19 protein-coding genes are annotated in these 16,968 nt (G+C 44.4%); 6 read left to right on the top strand and 13 right to left on the bottom strand.

Features of this window, described 5'->3' with window-relative positions; genetic code table 11:
* Positions 1–19: 19 nt before the first annotated feature.
* Together speB and speE are read right to left on the bottom strand one after the other, a co-directional pair.
* Complete coding sequence (gene speB / locus DYI25_RS13935) at positions 20–892, bottom strand: agmatinase (protein WP_213369909.1); 873 nt, start codon at positions 890–892, stop codon at positions 20–22.
* Positions 893–970: 78 nt separating this feature from the next.
* Positions 971–1,798, bottom strand: a complete 828-nt coding sequence (speE, locus tag DYI25_RS13930; protein ID WP_102264622.1) for a spermidine synthase — start codon at positions 1,796–1,798, stop codon at positions 971–973.
* Positions 1,799–2,069: 271 nt separating this feature from the next.
* On the opposite strand from speE, the gene DYI25_RS13925 reads away from it, so the two are divergent.
* Positions 2,070–4,133, top strand: coding sequence for a transglycosylase domain-containing protein (locus DYI25_RS13925; protein ID WP_213369906.1), 2,064 nt, complete (start codon positions 2,070–2,072; stop codon positions 4,131–4,133).
* A 240-nt stretch (positions 4,134–4,373) separates the two neighbouring features.
* On the opposite strand, the gene DYI25_RS13920 is transcribed toward DYI25_RS13925, so the two are convergent.
* Together DYI25_RS13920 and DYI25_RS13915 are read right to left on the bottom strand one after the other, a co-directional pair.
* Complete coding sequence (locus DYI25_RS13920) at positions 4,374–4,886, bottom strand: YwhD family protein (protein ID WP_213369903.1); 513 nt, start codon at positions 4,884–4,886, stop codon at positions 4,374–4,376.
* A gap of 23 nt (positions 4,887–4,909) precedes the next feature.
* The gene (locus DYI25_RS13915; RefSeq protein ID WP_213371190.1) at positions 4,910–5,497 is read right to left on the bottom strand and encodes a site-2 protease family protein; all 588 of its coding nucleotides are present in this window, start codon (positions 5,495–5,497) and stop codon (positions 4,910–4,912) included.
* A gap of 204 nt (positions 5,498–5,701) precedes the next feature.
* On the opposite strand from DYI25_RS13915, the gene DYI25_RS13910 reads away from it, so the two are divergent.
* The gene (locus DYI25_RS13910; protein ID WP_213369901.1) at positions 5,702–5,887 is read left to right on the top strand and encodes a 2-hydroxymuconate tautomerase; all 186 of its coding nucleotides are present in this window, start codon (positions 5,702–5,704) and stop codon (positions 5,885–5,887) included.
* Positions 5,888–6,058: 171 nt separating this feature from the next.
* Here DYI25_RS13910 and DYI25_RS13905 read toward each other — a convergent pair whose 3' ends face one another.
* The 3 genes from DYI25_RS13905 to DYI25_RS13895 form a co-directional block, all read right to left on the bottom strand.
* Positions 6,059–6,574, bottom strand: a complete 516-nt coding sequence (locus DYI25_RS13905) for a YwgA family protein (RefSeq protein WP_213369899.1) — start codon at positions 6,572–6,574, stop codon at positions 6,059–6,061.
* Between the two features lie 18 nt (positions 6,575–6,592).
* The gene (locus DYI25_RS13900; protein ID WP_213369897.1) at positions 6,593–7,909 is read right to left on the bottom strand and encodes an HD domain-containing protein; all 1,317 of its coding nucleotides are present in this window, start codon (positions 7,907–7,909) and stop codon (positions 6,593–6,595) included.
* A 252-nt stretch (positions 7,910–8,161) separates the two neighbouring features.
* The gene (locus DYI25_RS13895) at positions 8,162–8,383 is read right to left on the bottom strand and encodes a DUF1450 domain-containing protein (protein ID WP_082904432.1); all 222 of its coding nucleotides are present in this window, start codon (positions 8,381–8,383) and stop codon (positions 8,162–8,164) included.
* A gap of 329 nt (positions 8,384–8,712) precedes the next feature.
* Between DYI25_RS13895 and DYI25_RS13890 the strand changes: the two genes are divergently transcribed.
* Positions 8,713–9,579, top strand: a complete 867-nt coding sequence (locus DYI25_RS13890; protein WP_213369895.1) for an RsfA family transcriptional regulator — start codon at positions 8,713–8,715, stop codon at positions 9,577–9,579.
* Between the two features lie 216 nt (positions 9,580–9,795).
* Here DYI25_RS13890 and DYI25_RS13885 read toward each other — a convergent pair whose 3' ends face one another.
* Both DYI25_RS13885 and pta read right to left on the bottom strand, forming a co-directional pair.
* Complete coding sequence (locus DYI25_RS13885) at positions 9,796–10,641, bottom strand: lipoate--protein ligase family protein (RefSeq protein WP_213369893.1); 846 nt, start codon at positions 10,639–10,641, stop codon at positions 9,796–9,798.
* A 144-nt stretch (positions 10,642–10,785) separates the two neighbouring features.
* Complete coding sequence (gene pta, locus DYI25_RS13880) at positions 10,786–11,763, bottom strand: phosphate acetyltransferase (protein ID WP_213369891.1); 978 nt, start codon at positions 11,761–11,763, stop codon at positions 10,786–10,788.
* Positions 11,764–12,017: 254 nt separating this feature from the next.
* On the opposite strand from pta, the gene hemQ reads away from it, so the two are divergent.
* Both hemQ and gerQ read left to right on the top strand, forming a co-directional pair.
* The gene (gene hemQ, locus DYI25_RS13875; RefSeq protein WP_213369889.1) at positions 12,018–12,761 is read left to right on the top strand and encodes a hydrogen peroxide-dependent heme synthase; all 744 of its coding nucleotides are present in this window, start codon (positions 12,018–12,020) and stop codon (positions 12,759–12,761) included.
* A 259-nt stretch (positions 12,762–13,020) separates the two neighbouring features.
* On the top strand, positions 13,021–13,560 hold the full coding sequence (gene gerQ / locus DYI25_RS13870; RefSeq protein WP_213369887.1) for a spore coat protein GerQ: 540 nt from the start codon (positions 13,021–13,023) through the stop codon (positions 13,558–13,560).
* Between the two features lie 101 nt (positions 13,561–13,661).
* Here gerQ and DYI25_RS13865 read toward each other — a convergent pair whose 3' ends face one another.
* From DYI25_RS13865 to DYI25_RS13855, 3 genes are all read right to left on the bottom strand, one after another.
* Complete coding sequence (locus DYI25_RS13865; RefSeq protein WP_213369885.1) at positions 13,662–14,033, bottom strand: DUF423 domain-containing protein; 372 nt, start codon at positions 14,031–14,033, stop codon at positions 13,662–13,664.
* Between the two features lie 18 nt (positions 14,034–14,051).
* Positions 14,052–14,369 carry a YwdI family protein gene (locus tag DYI25_RS13860; protein ID WP_213369883.1) on the bottom strand — a complete coding sequence of 106 codons (318 nt, stop codon included), beginning with the start codon at positions 14,367–14,369 and terminating at the stop codon, positions 14,052–14,054.
* Positions 14,370–14,542: 173 nt separating this feature from the next.
* Positions 14,543–15,223, bottom strand: a complete 681-nt coding sequence (locus tag DYI25_RS13855; protein ID WP_213371188.1) for a uracil-DNA glycosylase — start codon at positions 15,221–15,223, stop codon at positions 14,543–14,545.
* 179 nt (positions 15,224–15,402) lie between these two features.
* On the opposite strand from DYI25_RS13855, the gene DYI25_RS13850 reads away from it, so the two are divergent.
* Complete coding sequence (locus tag DYI25_RS13850; RefSeq protein WP_213369881.1) at positions 15,403–15,729, top strand: general stress protein; 327 nt, start codon at positions 15,403–15,405, stop codon at positions 15,727–15,729.
* Between the two features lie 87 nt (positions 15,730–15,816).
* On the opposite strand, the gene DYI25_RS13845 is transcribed toward DYI25_RS13850, so the two are convergent.
* The gene (locus tag DYI25_RS13845) at positions 15,817–16,836 is read right to left on the bottom strand and encodes a thiazole biosynthesis adenylyltransferase ThiF (protein WP_213369879.1); all 1,020 of its coding nucleotides are present in this window, start codon (positions 16,834–16,836) and stop codon (positions 15,817–15,819) included.
* Between the last annotated feature and the right edge of the window lie 132 nt (positions 16,837–16,968).

Here is a 16,968-nt window from a genome sequence, read left to right as displayed (position 1 = left end):
GGAGCATTGCTCAAAATACTTATTTCACAAACCCAAGCATCATTTCACGGATGATTTTGCTTGCTGTGTTTGCTGTCATTTCGGATGTATCGTAGATTGGCGCTACTTCTACAAGGTCTGCTCCAACTACGTTCACGCCAGAGTTTGCGATTGCGTGGATTGACGCCAACAACTCCTTGGACGTGATTCCGCCTGCATCAACTGTTCCCGTCCCAGGTGCATGCGCCGGGTCTAGGACATCAATGTCAATCGTGACATATACCGGTCGGCCAGCAAGTTTAGGCAGTACTTCCTTTAGAGGCTCAAGAACCTCAAACTTGGAAATATGCATGCCCACTTCCTTCGCCCACTCGAATTCTTCCTTCATGCCAGAACGGATTCCGAATGAGTAGACATTTTTCGGGCCAATGTGCTCAGCAATCTTGCGAATTGGCGTGGAATGCGACAATGGTTCGCCTTCATAGTGCTCGCGCAGGTCTGTATGCGCATCGAAGTGGATGATGGCAAGGTCTTCATATTTTTTCGCGACTGCCTTCATTACAGGCCATGACACCAGGTGTTCACCGCCCATTCCAAGCGGGAATTTCTCTTCAGCTAAAAGCTTGTCCACGTATTCCTCGATCAAATCAAGGCTTTTCTGGGCATTGCCGAATGGGAGCGGGATATCTCCTGCATCGAAATAGTTAAGGTCTGCCATCTCGCGGTCAAGGTACGGGCTGTACTCTTCAAGGCCGATTGATACCTCACGTATACGGGTCGGGCCGAAACGTGAACCCGGGCGGTAGCTAACTGTCCAATCCATTGGCATGCCGTAAAGTACTGCCTTGCTTTCTTCAAAATTAGAATGGCTGCCGATAAACACATTACCTGAATATGCTTCATCAAAACGCATTCCAAACACCTCTTTCAACAAATTTTTTCACAATAAAACGGCCCCCGGATTGACCGGGAAGCCTAATAAATATCCGAATTATTTTACAAGGTCGCCAACGAATTTAGGCAATACGAAAGCGGCTTTGTGAAGTTCTTTCGTGTAGTACTTTGTTTCGATATCGTGGAAGCGATCCTCGCTCACTTCTAGTGGATCGTGCTTCTTTGAGCCAAGTGTGAATGCCCACATTCCGCTTGGGTATGTTGGGATGTTCGCAATATAAAGGCGTGTGATCGGGAAGATTTCCTTCACATCCTTCTGTACATTGCGGATAAGATCGGCTTTGAACCATGGGTTGTCAGACTGCGCAACGAAAATTCCGTCTTCCTTCAATGCTTTTGAGATTCCAGCGTAGAAACCTTTTGTGAACAGGTTTACTGCCGGTCCAACTGGTTCAGTAGAGTCAACCATGATGACATCATACTGGTTGTCGCTTTCCGCGATATGCATGAAGCCGTCTCCAACCTGGACATCAACACGAGGATCATCAAGCTTGCCTGCGATTTCTGGCAGGTATTTTTTAGAATACTCGATAACCTTTCCATCGATATCAACAAGAGTAGCCTTTTTTACGCTAGGGTGCTTCAGTACTTCGCGGATAACACCACCGTCTCCGCCTCCAACAACTAGTACATGCTCAGGATTTGGGTGAGTGAACAATGGAATATGCGCTACCATCTCATGGTAAACGAACTCATCTTTAACAGATGTCATGACCATGTCATCAAGTAGAAGCATATTTCCCCACTCTTCTGTTTCCACCATATCAAGCTTCTGGAATTCTGTCTGTTCTGTATGTAACGTCTTGTTCACTTTCATAGTAATACCAAAATTCTCAGTTTGTTTTTCTGTAAACCAAAGACCCATTAATATCCTTCCTTTCGGCAAAAAAATTTCCGTTATGATGCGGCGAATTTCAGGTGATGGACTGTGGAACTGTCCAAATTTATATAGTACAAGCATGACGCTTTCTTATTATTTTTTATGTTTCCCCAACATCACAAATACAAACATCAGAAAAAGTATAGTTGAATCTAGCAAAAATGCAAGCAAAATTTAATTAACTTTGATTCTATGTTTAAAATTTAGTGTTTTTTTTCATACTGATAATATCTATCTATTTTTAGGAGGAAGAACTATGGAGCTGATGACAGACCAGCGGTTTCGCAAGACGATTAAATATTTGCGCGCTTTGATTTTTTTCGGGCTTGCAGGACTTGCTTTGGCCACTGTACTCTACTTTTCTCTGATTGGTTATGCGAAGCTCCAGGGTCCGCCTCCGCTGGCTGTGCCGCAATCGACCTTGTTTTTCTCAGATGATGGAACGGTGATTGGAGAGAGTCACTCCGGCCAGAAACGTTATTGGGTGGCACTTAAGGATATTTCACCCCATTTAATTAATGCAACGATTTCTATAGAGGATAAGACCTTTTTTACCCACAATGGGTTTGATTATAAGCGTATTGCCGGTGCTGCGCTTGCTGACTTGAAGGCGATGGCCAAGGTTCAGGGTGCAAGCACGATTACCCAACAGTATGCCAGAAACCTTTATCTCGAACATGACAAGACGTGGAAGCGCAAAGCGACAGAAGCGCTTTACACTCTGCGCCTTGAGATGAATTATTCCAAGGATGAGATCCTAGAAGGTTATCTGAATACGATTTATTATGGCAATGGTGCGTACGGGGTCCAGGCAGCAAGCCGTTATTATTTTGGCAAGGACGCGAATAATTTATCCCTGGCGGAAGCTTCCATGCTGGCAGGAATCCCGAAAGGTCCTAGTATCTACTCTCCTTTTGCTTCTATGGAAAAAGCAAAGCAGCGTCAGCGAACCATTTTAAATACGATGAAGACAAACGGTTATATCACCGAGCTTGCCGCACAGAAAGCGAACATAGAAAAGCTGAAGCTTGTCGGTGAGCACCAGCATTCCCGGATTGGAGAGGCTCCATACTTCCAGGACGCTGTCCAGAATGCACTCAGAAATTCATTGAATTTCGATGACCGGACCATTTCGCTTGGGGGATTGAGGGTTTATACGACACTTGATCTTAATCAACAGGAAGTCGCTGAAAAATCCATCAACAAAATGATTGCATCCGATTCGGAAATCCAGGCAGGTTTTGTGGCGATGAATCCGAAGAATGGACATGTGGTCGCACTTGTCGGCGGGAGAAATTATGAGGAGAGCCCATTCAACCGCGCTGTGCAGGCTGTCAGGCAGCCAGGTTCGACAATGAAACCAATCCTGTATTATGCGGCACTTGAAAATGGCTTTACTCCATCGTCGACAATGAAAAGCCAGCTGACAACGTTCATGTTCGATGATGGACGTTCAGAATATACGCCGCACAATTTTAACAATAAATACGCGGAAGATGACATTACGATGGCGCAGGCTTTGGCGTTGTCGGATAATGTATACGCTGTGAAAACTCATTTGTTCTTAGGGGAAGAAACTCTCGTTGAAACGGCGAAGCGTTTTGGAATCAAGTCAGATATGGACAAGGTTCCATCACTTGCCCTTGGAACCTCCGGTGTCAGGGTCATTGATATGGCCAATGCCTACAGTATTTTAGCGAATGGCGGCAAAAAAGTAGATCCCGTGCTGATTAAGAGGGTCGAAAACCATAAAGGTGAATTAATATACGAATATAAAGCTGAAAATGCTGAGGTATTGAAGCCGGAACTCGCCTCCGTGATGACCCATATGCTCACAGGCATTTTTGATAAGAAGCTCAATGGCTATTCTTCTGTGACAGGAAGCACGCTGATTAAAAAGATGACACGGCCGTACGCTGCTAAGTCTGGAACGACCGAAACGGACAGCTGGATGATTGGCTATACCCCGCAGCTCGTTTCCGCAGTATGGACTGGTTATGATAAAGGAAAGCCAATCGAACTGACAGTAGAGAAATCCTATGCGAAGAATATCTGGCTGGATTTTATGGAAAAAGCACTTGATAATGAGCCCGCTAAAAAATTCAAGGCAGCAAAAGGTACTGTTGCCGTCTACGTTGACCCTGCCAGTGGCAAACTCGCTTCTGACGGATGTCCGGTTAAAAGGCTGACATTATTCGCTTCAGGTACAGAGCCTACCGAATACTGTACAGATCATTTGGATCATCAAGAGCATAAGGAAGAAAAGCCTAAGAAGGAAAAGGAAAAAAAGCCTTGGTACAAGCGGATTTTCGGGTTGTAGAGCACCCTCTATACCATACTGTGTCAACAACAATTATCTCACTATAATAAGAAAAAGTTCTTCTTTTTCAAAAGAAAAACCCCGGAAGCAAGCTCCCGGGGTTTTTCTCGTCCTAGCATAAAATGTGTTTTACGCTGATATCAGTTTACTTTTTTTATTCAATTTGAGCAAGCCAGATATTGTAACTCGCTGTTAAATGTCACAATTTAGACAAATTATTAGGAAAATTATCCAAATATATTAATTGGCTATTAAATCCGTCTTCAGCTTGTCTTCAGATCTTTCCCACATTCCTGGGTCATGATTTTTCAGGAAATCAGAAAGAATTTGTTTTGATTTTTCATCCATATGGTCAACAATGATATGGCGCTTGATAGACTTATCAAGACGGTTCACATGCTCTGGCAGCGACTTATAGCCGCGGCGGATTTCTCGGTTTACCGTCATTTCACAGGCTGTGACACCGGCATAGTAAGGGCCTTCTTCCTTCCTGTCAATCGTCACCCATACAACCCAATATGGCTTTGCATCAGGCACTTCGTTGCGGTCAGGAAGAAACTTGATCCCTTTCTCAACAGCACTGCGCGCGTGCATCGCGCCAACTTCTACAGCTGCCTCTCCCGCATCCACGTCAATGATGACCGGCGAGACATTATCAAGTGTGAGAACACCTTTTCCGAAGCCCTTATGGCCGTCCATCGGGTCATTTTTTATAATATTGAAGCCAATATTTTTGCCCTTTTTTTCTTCCATGTTGGAAACCTCCTTAGAATGAATCAGAAAAATAGATTGTATATTCCATCAGTCACAGCCGGAATCAAATAGTAGAAAATCGGCTGGATTGTGTATTGGTCAAGGGGCGTGATGACAAGGATCAAGAAAATGATCGATCCATATGCTTCATACTGGGTCATTTTCGCCCTGATGTCCGCTGGTGCCAGGTCCTCGATGATTCGGTAACCATCAAGCGGCGGGAACGGCAACAGGTTGAATACGAACAGCATCGCATTCAGTCCGATAAAGATATTGAGGAAGTCCAGGAAAAAATCCGGAACCCCAGGCGCCAATCCAAGCGTGACAAATATGTACCAGATGGCAAATGCCAGGAAGACTAAAATAAGATTGCTGACCGGCCCGGCAACAGACACGAGCACTCCGGCAAGCTTTGGATTTTTGAACATGAAACGATTGACCGGAACCGGCCTTGCCCATCCGAATCCGGCGATGAAAATCAAGATGGTTCCCAGCGGGTCCAGGTGCTTGATCGGATTCAAAGTTAATCGTCCCTGTCTCTGGGCGGTCGGGTCGCCAAACTTATACGCAACCCAGGCGTGCGCGAATTCATGGACTGCGAAAGCGATCATCAACGCAGCAGCCACAAACGGAATTTCCTCTAACGAATAGGGTAAGCTCACATTCCATTCCCCTTTTTTGTCTTTTCTCTAAAGTATAACTCATTCTTTCATGAATGTGAAAAAGACAATCTTCCACCGCACTTGCGAATTTTAGCGAATTATGAAAAACTCAATTTAGATTTACATATCAACCATTTCAAGGAGGCAATACACATGCCATACGTTACAGTAAAAATGATTGAAGGCCGAAGCGAAGACCAGAAGAAGGCATTAGTCGAAAAAGTAACAGACGCTGTCAGCGTAACAACCGGCGCGCCTAAAGAGAAAGTCGTCGTGTTCATCGAGGAAATGGCGAAGAACCACTATGCGGTTGCAGGTAAGAGGTTGAGTGACGAGTAGGAACGACAAAAAGCTCAGAGGATTCTGGGCTTTTTTCTTTTATGTGACGATAATTCTCTTCTCAATCGATTTAACCGCACATAATTCTCTTTTCAAGCTGGTATTTACATAAAAAAATCGAGCACAAAACCCAATAAAAGGTTCCATACTCGAGTCATAATAAAAGTCTTCTTATGCCAACAATTGCCGCGACTTTGTCTTCAAGCTCGTGATATACGCGTAAGCTTCGTCAATTTCTTCATCTGTGTATTTCTGGCTTTTTTTCACGGCCTGGATTTTTTCACGGACCTCAGCTTCTGGCAAGTTATCAAAATACAAAACAGTTGAAACGAGTTCAAGGAATCTTGCATTCTGGTCGTTGATGTCGGTGAGGCAGTCGCCAAGGCATGGCATCTCGACGCTGTTTTCACCGAGGAATTCCTGGCCTGCTTCTGTCAATGTGTAGCGGTACTGATAGTAGCCGCCTTTCTTTTCCTTCAGTTCGTCCAAAAAGCCCATGTTGCAAAGCTCTTCCACCCGCAATGTAAGTTCTTCAGAATATGGTCCGTAAAAATGGAACTGGAATCGTTCCTGGAAAGGGAATTCCATCTTTTTTGCGATATAGATCATTTTTTGCAGTTTTTTTCTGCCGATGACCTCTCCGGAAACTGAAATGGCATGTATGATTTTAGCGTGGTCTTTTAACAAAACGCGTCAACTCCTGTATCAAATGGTCCCATTGTCTAAGTTCAGCTCAAGAATCTGTGCAATCTGCTCGATTTCAGGGCGTGCTTTTTCCTTCTCCAGGAAATCGCCAGGATAGTATAGTTTGTGGTCTGTCCGTCTTTTACCTGAAATGGCATCGACAATATCAGACTCTCTCGATAGCTCGCGGATTTCTCCGTTTTTCTTCAGCAGATGGATCGGAAGCCGTTCTTCCTCTTCACCTGGCCGGTAAAAATCATAAGGCAGGTCTGATGATGAATCGACAACCAGGTAATATTCAGGGTCCAGTCCCGCTTGCTCGAATAACACGGAAAGCTTTGCCAGCTTCTTGTATTCCTTGGCAGGGTCGAACTCGACATATTTAAATAGATTGCGGTTATTGAAGCGGCGGCACAAGTCGCTCAGTATTTCGTCCTCTTCTTCCTCCCAAATCTGGAAATAGTAGAGGAACACGGCTTCATCCAGCTTTAAATAGTCTTCCAGTGTCATACGATCCTCAAATATTGAGTAAAAATGATGCGGTTTATGTTTGAAGGTGTAGTTTTGCTCATGAAGGTGTTTGGCACGGTGCAGGATTTTCGTCAGAATGACCTCGGCACTCCTTGTCACTGGATGGAAATAAACCTGCCAGTACATCTGATAGCGGCTCATTATGTAATCCTCTACAGCATGCATCCCGCTTTCCTTGATCACAACCTGATCCTCACGCGGACGCATCACACGCAAAATCCGTTCCATATCAAAATGTCCGTAGCTGACTCCGGTAAAATAGGCATCCCTTTGCAGGTAATCCATCCTGTCAGCATCAATCTGGCTTGAAATCAGGCTGATAACAAGCTTGTTCTCATACGTTTTTTCAATGACCTCAGCGACTTTTTTCGGGAAGTCCGGCGCCACTCTCGACAGCACTTGATTCACTTCTGTATCGCCAAGGATGATTTCCCTTGTGAAATCCTCATGGTCAAGGTCGAATACCTTCTCGAATGAGTGTGAGAACGGCCCATGGCCAAGGTCATGAAGCAGGGCTGCACATAACGATAGCAGTCGCTCTCCTTCATTCCATTCCGGACGGGAAGCAAACGCATTGTCCACAATCCGGCGCGTGATTTCATAGACGCCCAATGAATGATTGAAGCGGCTGTGTTCCGCTCCGTGGAAGGTTAGGTACGTCGTGCCGAGCTGCTTGATCCTTCTCAGTCGCTGGAACTCCTTCGTGCCGATCAAATCCCAGATCACCCGGTCACGGACATGGACATAGCGGTGTACTGGATCTTTGAATACTTTTTCTTCAAGTAATTTTTCTTCCGAATATCCCATCGTTCCCCTTCTTCCTGATTAGCTTGTTTTTATTATAGCCTGTTTCGTTCGTCAATTCATCTCGATTTTCTGCATTTTTTTACAAAAATTGCATATCCATCTTTCCTACTACCTTTAATTCCAACTTTCATGGATTTATAAACAAGATTGTAGTTTGCAAGTTTCCATGGAAAAAAAATCACCTCTAAACGGTTGTTTAAAGGTGGATTTATTTAGGCTTACTAAAGCCATTATATGAAAGATTAAAAAACCTTACTTAAGTTTCTTCTGGACTTTTTCCATCAGCTCTTCTTCAGTCAGTGCAGCAACTGGCCGGTTATTAACGAACGCGAATGTTTTTTTCCTGCCTGGTCCGCAATAAGACTGGCAGCCGATGTCGACAGTCGCTTCAGGATCCAGCTGTTTCAGCTTTGGAATCAATGTTTTAAGGTTTACGGCCTGACAATCGTCGCAAACACGAAATTCGTTTGCCATTTAGGACAACCCTTTCTATAAATACTGTCAAGCTCCAGCGCCATCCTTTCAAGTCATGAGCATTCTCCCTACAGAAATTCTGTTAGAGCATGTTTGCCTGAAGGCGCCTCCGCTTTTCGTTTTAGACTAAAGCGTATTTTACCTCTTATTTAAAATGAATGCAAGCTGTTGAACGGGACCTATTGCTTATCTATTTATATGAAAAACACGTATTTTGCGCAAAAAATCTACTATCCTTCCATTATACGATGTATAAGCTTTCCAATTTCCGGACAAGATTGAACTATAAGTTTCTATAGTTAATCAAAGTAAAAGGGAGTTGAAGAAGGATGAAGACACGCCAGGATGCCTGGACGGAAGAAAATGATTTATTGCTAGCTGAAACCGTGCTGCGACATGTAAGGGAAGGCAGCACACAATTGAACGCATTTGAAGAGGTGGGCGACAAGCTCGACCGCACTTCAGCCGCCTGTGGATTCCGTTGGAACGCAGTCGTTAGGCATAACTATGAAAAAGCATTACAGCTTGCCAAAAAGCAGCGAAAACAGAGACAGAGAATCCTAGGAAAAGATCAAGGCGGCAAGAAGAAACTGCTTTACAATCCTCCGGTGCCTACGCTGGATGAAAGTTTGACAGGTTCGTTGCCGGCAGTGGAACAGCCAGAAGCTCAACCAACCTTCGACCTGTCAATGCTCGAACAGGACGACAAGCAAATTGACGCTGCACTTATGTCTGAAATGCAAGATTTAGTGAACAAAAAGCAGGAACAAAAGGATTACTCTACTGAAGCAGCTGCCGAAATGGCGGAAATACCTGTCCAGGAGACGCAAACAAGTGTAACCCAGACGCCACAGACATCACCAGTCCGGCATACTGTTCCATCAACCGGCATGACCATGGGACATGTGATCGCTTACTTGCAAAGTCTAAGCGGGTCATCGCTCCAGGTAGATATTTATAAGAGTGAGAATGAAAGATTGAAGCGCGAAATCAATAGTTTAAGGAACCAAAACGAAGAACTGCAAGGAAAAATTAACAGGCTTGAAGAAAATACGAACACGATGCAGGAAGATTACGAAACACTGATGAAAATCATGAACCGTGCCCGAAAGCTCACCCTGTTTGAAGAAGAAGAACGTTCGGCAACAAAGTTCAAGATGGACCGCAACGGCAATCTTGAAAAAGTGGCTGAATAGAAATATAGTTGCTAAATAGATAGATGGTAGTTGGAGAAGGAAACATGGCAACAACCCCCTCTTAAGCTCTTAGGAGACTTTTGAATCGGGACTAGCATTAAAACTTGTAACTTTCGATTGAAAAAGTACAAAGGTTTCCATAAAGAGCCTACAAAAAGCCGGAAAACATTGGTTTCCGGCTTTTATTTATTGTGATAGATTTCAGAAGCCAACTGGCTACTCCCGTGGCTCAAGGAATTTCTCATTCCGCTCGATGACCCGGTTGTAGTAGTGATCAAACAGCTCAATCTCATGGCTGTCCAGGTATCCTGATACCAGCTCATCGCTATTGGCGTTCAGGAATTTCAAAAACCGCAGCATCACATCCTGAATCGTCATTTCTACTCCAAATAGTTCGGAAAGCGAGGCCATGACTTCTGGCTGGACGTCTGGATAGATGAATTTTGTCAGTTCCCCTTTTTTAGAGCGGGTATAAAACTCACGGATCAACTCAGCTCTCTGACTGCCACTCCCAGTCACACAAAGATAAATCTGCACGGCGACCCCTTTTTTCAGGCGGCGCTGTGAGATTCCGGCAAACTTTTTCCCGTCAATGCTCAAATCATAGCTTCCAGGACAGTATGAAGCCGAAATTTCCCTTGCCTCTATATTTTTATTAAAACCAGCAAACATTTCCTTGATCAATAACCACATAGCATCATAGCCACGGTTGATATCTATCCCTTTTTCCTTCTCAGGCAAGATAAGTGATAGATTCAGGACTCCTTCATCGAGCACGACGGCAAGTCCGCCAGAATTACGGACAATATATTGGTAGCCCTGCTCCTCAAGATAATTCAAACCCTCCTGGAGATGGGGCAGCCTCGTATCCTGGATTCCAAGCACGACTGTATCATGGTGCACCCATGCTCGCGCGGTAGCCGGCGACTGGCCTGTACCGACCGATTCACATAATGTATCATCAGTCCCGAACGACTGAAGAGCATGAAAGTGTGCACCGAGCACCGATTGGTCGATTAATCTCCATTTATCCTGACGCAATAAATTGAGCGCCTCATCCATCGTGATTTCCTCTTTTCTTTCTGTTTCTTTCCGTTGATATTATAGCATAAGGGGGAACATGGGCTTAATTTCAGGACTATATTTATTAATCCCCCATCCTTAAAAAATGCCGATCGAAAAAATCGACCGGCATGAAGGAATATCTTATTTATTAAGTGCCTGCGCTGCTGTAATCAACGCCAGCTTGTACACATCTTCCTCGCTGCAGCCGCGGGACAGGTCGTTAACCGGGCGGTTTAAGCCTTGCAAAATCGGTCCTACTGCTTCAAATCCGCCTAAGCGCTGAGCAATTTTATAACCAATATTGCCTGCTTCAAGGCTTGGGAATACGAAAACATTCGCATTACCCATGATCACTGAATCCGGAGCTTTCTTTTCAGCAACAGATGGTACGAATGCTGCGTCGAACTGGAACTCTCCGTCAACAACCAATAGCGGATCACGAAGCTTTGCTTCTTCGACTGCTTTTGAAACTCTTTCGGTCTCTGGAGAAACGGCCGAACCCTTTGTCGAGAAGCTGAGCATTGCCACTCGCGGCTCGACGTCGAACATTCTTGCAGTTTTCGCGCTCTCAACCGCGATTTCCGCAAGGTCCTGGCTGTCCGGAGCGATGTTGATCGCACAGTCAGCGAATACATATTTCTCATCTTCTCGCACCATTATGAAGACACCAGAAGTCTTGCGTACGCCTTCCTTCGTCTTGATGATCTGCAATGCAGGCCTTACCGTATCCGCAGTAGAATGCGCTGCGCCGCTGACAAGACCGTCTGCTTTGTTTGAGTACACGAGCATTGTTCCGAAGTAATTTTCATCAAGCAGGATTTTTCGTGCTTGCTCTTCCGTCGCTTTACCTTTACGTCTCTCAACAAATGCAGCCACAAGCTCATCCATCATCGCGAAATTCACGGGATCGTAAATTTCAACGGCTTCCAGAGATACATCCATGTCAGCTGCTTTCGCCTGGATTTGTTCAATATTGCCTACTAAAATAGGTGTTAATACACCGTCTGCAGCCAATCTGCCAGCTGCTGCTAAAATCCGTTCATCGAGGCCTTCTGGAAACACGATCCGTAAATTCTGTCCGCTTAATTTGGCTTTTAAGCCTTCAAATAAATCACTCATGCTGACTCCTCCTTTTATCTATACTTCTAGCATACTTTACCAACCTTAAAATTCAAGAATGTTAACGTTTACAACCGTGAAGTCTTTTTATTGTAAATTTTCAAGCATGTTTTCCTGCCTCTTTTACTATTTGCAATCTTTAACAAAATATCCTTTTTCCACAGAGTATAAACAAACAAGGTTTTATAAACATGACTGATGGCGAAACTATGATATGATAATGATATATTGATGATTTTTAGGAGTGATATAAAATGACTGAAGCAGCACAGACTTTAGATGGCTGGTATTCCCTTCATGATTTCCGTACTGTAGATTGGACAACCTGGAAGATGCTTCCGGCAGAAGAGCGTCAGGAGATTATCCAGGAGTTCCTTGGTCTAGTGGAAAAGTGGAATAAGACACAGGCTGAGAAGCAAGGAAGCCATGCACTATATACAATCGTTGGTCAAAAAGCAGATTTCATGATGATGATTTTGCGCCCAACTATGGAAGAATTGAATGAAATCGAAACAGAATTCAACAAGTCCAGACTTGCTGAATACACGATTCCTGCTCATTCTTATGTATCTGTTGTCGAGCTGAGCAACTACCTGCCAGCTGGCGAAGATCCATACCAAAATCCGCAAGTCCTTGCACGCCTTTACCCTGAGCTTCCTAAGGCAAAGCATGTTTGCTTCTATCCAATGGACAAGCGCCGTCAGGGCGAAGACAACTGGTATATGCTTCCGATGGAAGACCGCCGCAACATGATGCGCAGCCATGGCATGATCGGCCGCCAGTATGCTGGCAAGGTCAAGCAAATCATCACAGGCTCTGTAGGCTTCGATGATTACGAGTGGGGCGTAACCCTTTTCTCAGACGACGTCCTTCAATTCAAGAAGCTTGTATATGAAATGCGTTTTGACGAAGTCAGTGCGCGCTATGGCGAATTCGGTTCATTCTTCGTAGGAAACCTTCTTGAAGAAGACCGCGTATCTGCATTCTTGAACGTTTAAACTGACATATTAAAATCCCCAGGCATCTGCCTGGGGATTTTTTTTTATGGATGTTCTCTTATGTACGAAAAGAACCGTCATTAAAATAAAGAGTTTTTGTCTAAAATGTTCGAGTCATAAAATCATGCTTTTCTCATATGTATGGAATAGTGAGAATTCATTTTACTTGTACCTCATCCTGTAAAAGCTCAACTTCACCATTTACATATATAAAGGTGAATTTGAAGGAAAAGAAAAATACTTTTAAGGAGGCTACACAATGACTCAATATAATAACCCATACTATAACTACAGAACCTACCCGCAAATGTATCAGCCCTACAGCGGCACAGAAGAAAAAGCAACTGCCCAAGGACAGATGGGACAAATGGGACAGATGGGGCAAATGGGGCAAATGGGGCAAGCTGGGTTCCCACAAGCCACACCATTCCCTGCCCAGTCTGGTGGTGCAATGCCAGGTGTTTCCTTGCCAGGCGGTGCGATGCCAGGAGCAGGTGCCCAAGTCCCGGGAATGCTTCCAATTGAAGCATCCTATATTGAAAATATCCTTCGCCTGAATAAAGGCAAGCTCGCTACCGTCTACGCGACTTTTGAAAACAATACTGAATGGAACGCGAAAATTTTCCAGGGGATCATCGAAGCAGCTGGAAGGGATCACCTGATTCTCAGTGACCCGCAAACAGGAAAACGTGTCTTGTTGCCGATGATTTATCTTGATTACGTCACTTTCGATGAAGAAATCGAGTACGATTACCCGTTCGGCGGTGGAGCGGGATTGACAGCTTATCCACCACGCTAAATTGAACCTAAAAGGAGCACGCCAATAAGGTGTGCTCCTTTTCATCTTTATTGCTTACCTGGCATTTTCAGAAGTCTTCTCTAAAAAGCCCTGAATCTTTTTTACAAGTACTTCACAGCAGCAATCATCAGCAATACCCAGGCTGCCAGGAAGGATAATCCGCCAAGTGGGGTGATTGCACCAAGGATGCTGATTTTGGTGACGCTTAAAATGTACAGGCTGCCGGAAAATAATACGATTCCAACCAGCATCAGCCAGCCTGACCAGGATAGAAGTGCACTTGCCGGAAGCTTTCCTAATAGAACTCCAATGACCAAAATTCCGGTTGCATGGAACATCTGGTATGTAACGCCTGTTTTCCAGGTTTCTAAGTATTTCGGCTCAACCTTTCCTTCAAGTCCATGTGCCCCAAATGCACCTAGCGCAACTGCCAGGAAAGCATTGATGGCTCCGATCAAAATAAATAACTTCATCACTTTCACCTCTTAAAATTAGAAATCGAAGAGCGAGTCTCCGTTTGAGTTATCTTCCATTTCCAGCTTCTTGGGCTGCGGAATCATGGGTGACGGCTGATTTACCGGCATTTGCTGCTGAGGAATGCTCGGCTGTGACGGAACAAATTGCTGTGCTGCCTGTTTCACAGGAGCTGCAATCACTCTGCTATGCTGCGGTGATTCATCTAGGACGAGCTCGCAAAGCGTTTTGATCGAATGGATCCTTTCCCGCTGCACGGCCTCTGATTCCGCAGATTTTGCCCGCATTAATTCCTCTTCCATTTTCAATAATAATTTTTGCAGTGAAATATTCATCGACTCACCTCCATAGGTGGTTATATATGTATTTCCTAAGAATCATGTAATGGTTGTACCGTTCCATTCTACAACAATTCACTTGTTTTTTCGACTTTAGTCAAGAAACATGTTAGTTTCACGTGAAACATGTCGTTTTTTGCCTGTAAAAAAACTCTGGTTTCCCAGGGCTGTTAATCTTTCAAGTTTTCAATCTGCCAGTCAATCTCTTGTTCTCCCAACTCGCCCAGCAGTTCGTTTGCCTTAGAAAATGGTTGGCTGCCGAAGAAGCCTCTTCTTGCCGACAGTGGGCTTGGATGGACAGACAAGATTATTTTATGTTTGTCTTCGTCAATCAACTTTAATTTACTTTGGGCTGGCTTGCCCCAGAGGATGAAGATTACCGGCTTATCGCGCTCATTCAACAGGGTAATTACTTTATCGGTAAAATGTTCCCAGCCTTTTCCCCTGTGTGAATGGGCTTCCCCTTCCCTTACTGTAAGGATAGTATTTAAAAGCAGGACACCCTGGTCTGCCCACTTTTTTAAATAACCGTTATCTGGAATTCCATAGCCAAGGTCGGCATTCAGCTCCTTAAAGATATTGCGAAGCGAAGGCGGAATTTTCACACCAGGTTTTACCGAAAAGCTCAAGCCATGCGCCTGACCATACCCATGATAAGGATCTTGTCCGAGAATCACGACCTTTACATCCTCATAATCGGTGAACCTCAAAGCATTAAAAATATCATCTTTCTCCGGATAGACTGTTTTGTTGCGATATTCTTCTATTAAAAACTCTCTCAAATCCAGATAGTAGGCTTTTTCAAACTCCTCTGCCAACAGTGGCTCCCAGCCGTTATTTAAAAGTGCAATAGTGACCAGCTCCTTTCTTTTCTTTTCTATCAAACTACCCGATTCCCCAAACTATATGTGAACAATTACCAGTATGTTTAATAAAGCTCATAACGGTTATATAAATAGTGTAGACGCGGAAAGCTAAAAAAGCTTCCCAAAAATAGTATAGGTAAAAAAACTTAAAGGAGGAAGATACTATGATGAAAGTAGAAGTAGTTGAAAACGGTGTCCAAGCAACGGAAAAAATCAATTCTCTAGAAGCAGCAGGTTTTGGCAAAGAAAATATTTATATTTTCGCACATGACGAAGATCGAAGCGAACATTTGACTGATGCAACTGAAACAGGCGGCATGGGCTTCAAGGAGCAAGGATTCTTTGATTCCATCGGAAATATGTTCAAATCCCGCGGAGATGAGCTTCGCAATAAGTTTGAATCCCTTGGACTTTCCAAGCAGGAGGCAGAACAGTACGAAGTTGAGCTGGATAAAGGCCGTCTCGTGCTAGTTGCATCTGATGAAAAATAATCCACTATAAACGCAATGTCATAATCGATCCATAGTGGTCGTTTATATAGAAACCCCCTGCCGATTCGGGCAGGGGGTTTGCGCGTGTTATCCAAAAAATCTTTGATAGATGCTTCGTGCCTGGGCCAAATCCTTTGTTCCATGAATAAGGGCGCGTCCATCCTGGAAAATAACCATCCTGTGGTCATCCATGTCCACGGATACTAGATATGGATTTCCTTTAACCTGATGGCCTAAATCCCTCATTTTTTCGGCCGTTTCCTGGAGGTTAATCTGCTGCTGCTTTGGCGGTCTGATTTGGACTGTATCGCGGCCGCACAGAACTGTCGTCTTGGTCATGTTCTCCACGTTCAAGTAAGGATATTCAGGGTGTTCACCACAACTCAGGCATCCCGGGTCCTTTGCTTTGGACATTTTCATGCTGGTGTACTGATTTCTCCATAAATCAAAGCTGACGAATGACGTTCGCACCGCATCCCAGTCCTCAACAAGAATTTTCAACGCTTCCGAACCCTGATGGGCAATGACCATTTGCACAGCCGGCCCGATAATGCCTCCTGTATCACATGTCATCCCCTGGAGCGGAACAGTTTTTAACAAACAGTTCAAACAAGGAGTTTTTCCAGGAATGATAGAAAAACTCATCCCAAAGCTGCCAACGCAGGCACCATAAATCCAAGGAATCTTGTTTTGTTGTGAAATATCATTAATAGCCATCCTTGTTTCAAAATTATCCGTTGCATCGATAATGAGATCGACTCCATCGACAAGCTCGGCTAATTTTTCAGGAGTAGCGTCGGCAATATAAGCACTGATTTCTACATCAGAGTTGATCGCTCTGAGCCTTTTTTCCGCCGCAGCGGCCTTCGGAAGCTTCTCGGCAACATCTTCTTCTGTATATAACTGCTGTCGCTGCAAATTACTCGCTTCAACATAATCACGGTCCACAATCGTCAGTCGGCCAACACCTGCTCTGACCAGCAGCTCAGCATTGCCTGAACCTAGCGCTCCGGCACCAATCATCAGGACATGCTTACTGCGGATTTTTTCCTGCCCGGCCTTGCCAATAGGAGGAAACAGGGTTTGACGTGAATATCTTTCTGACATGGATAAACCCTCCTTGTACGAAAAGCGCAAGCGCCTTGGTCAGCCCCGACAAACGCTGGAGCTAGACAATTCTCAATATAAAATAAATATTTACTTACTTTGTAAAATAAACGCCCTGATCCATTGACCATT

Source organism: Mesobacillus boroniphilus (assembly GCF_018424685.1).
Lineage (GTDB): Bacteria > Bacillota > Bacilli > Bacillales > Cytobacillaceae > Mesobacillus > Mesobacillus boroniphilus_A.
The sequence above is the reverse complement of the archived record's forward strand: the minus strand, read 5'-3'. Positions and strand labels throughout refer to the sequence as shown.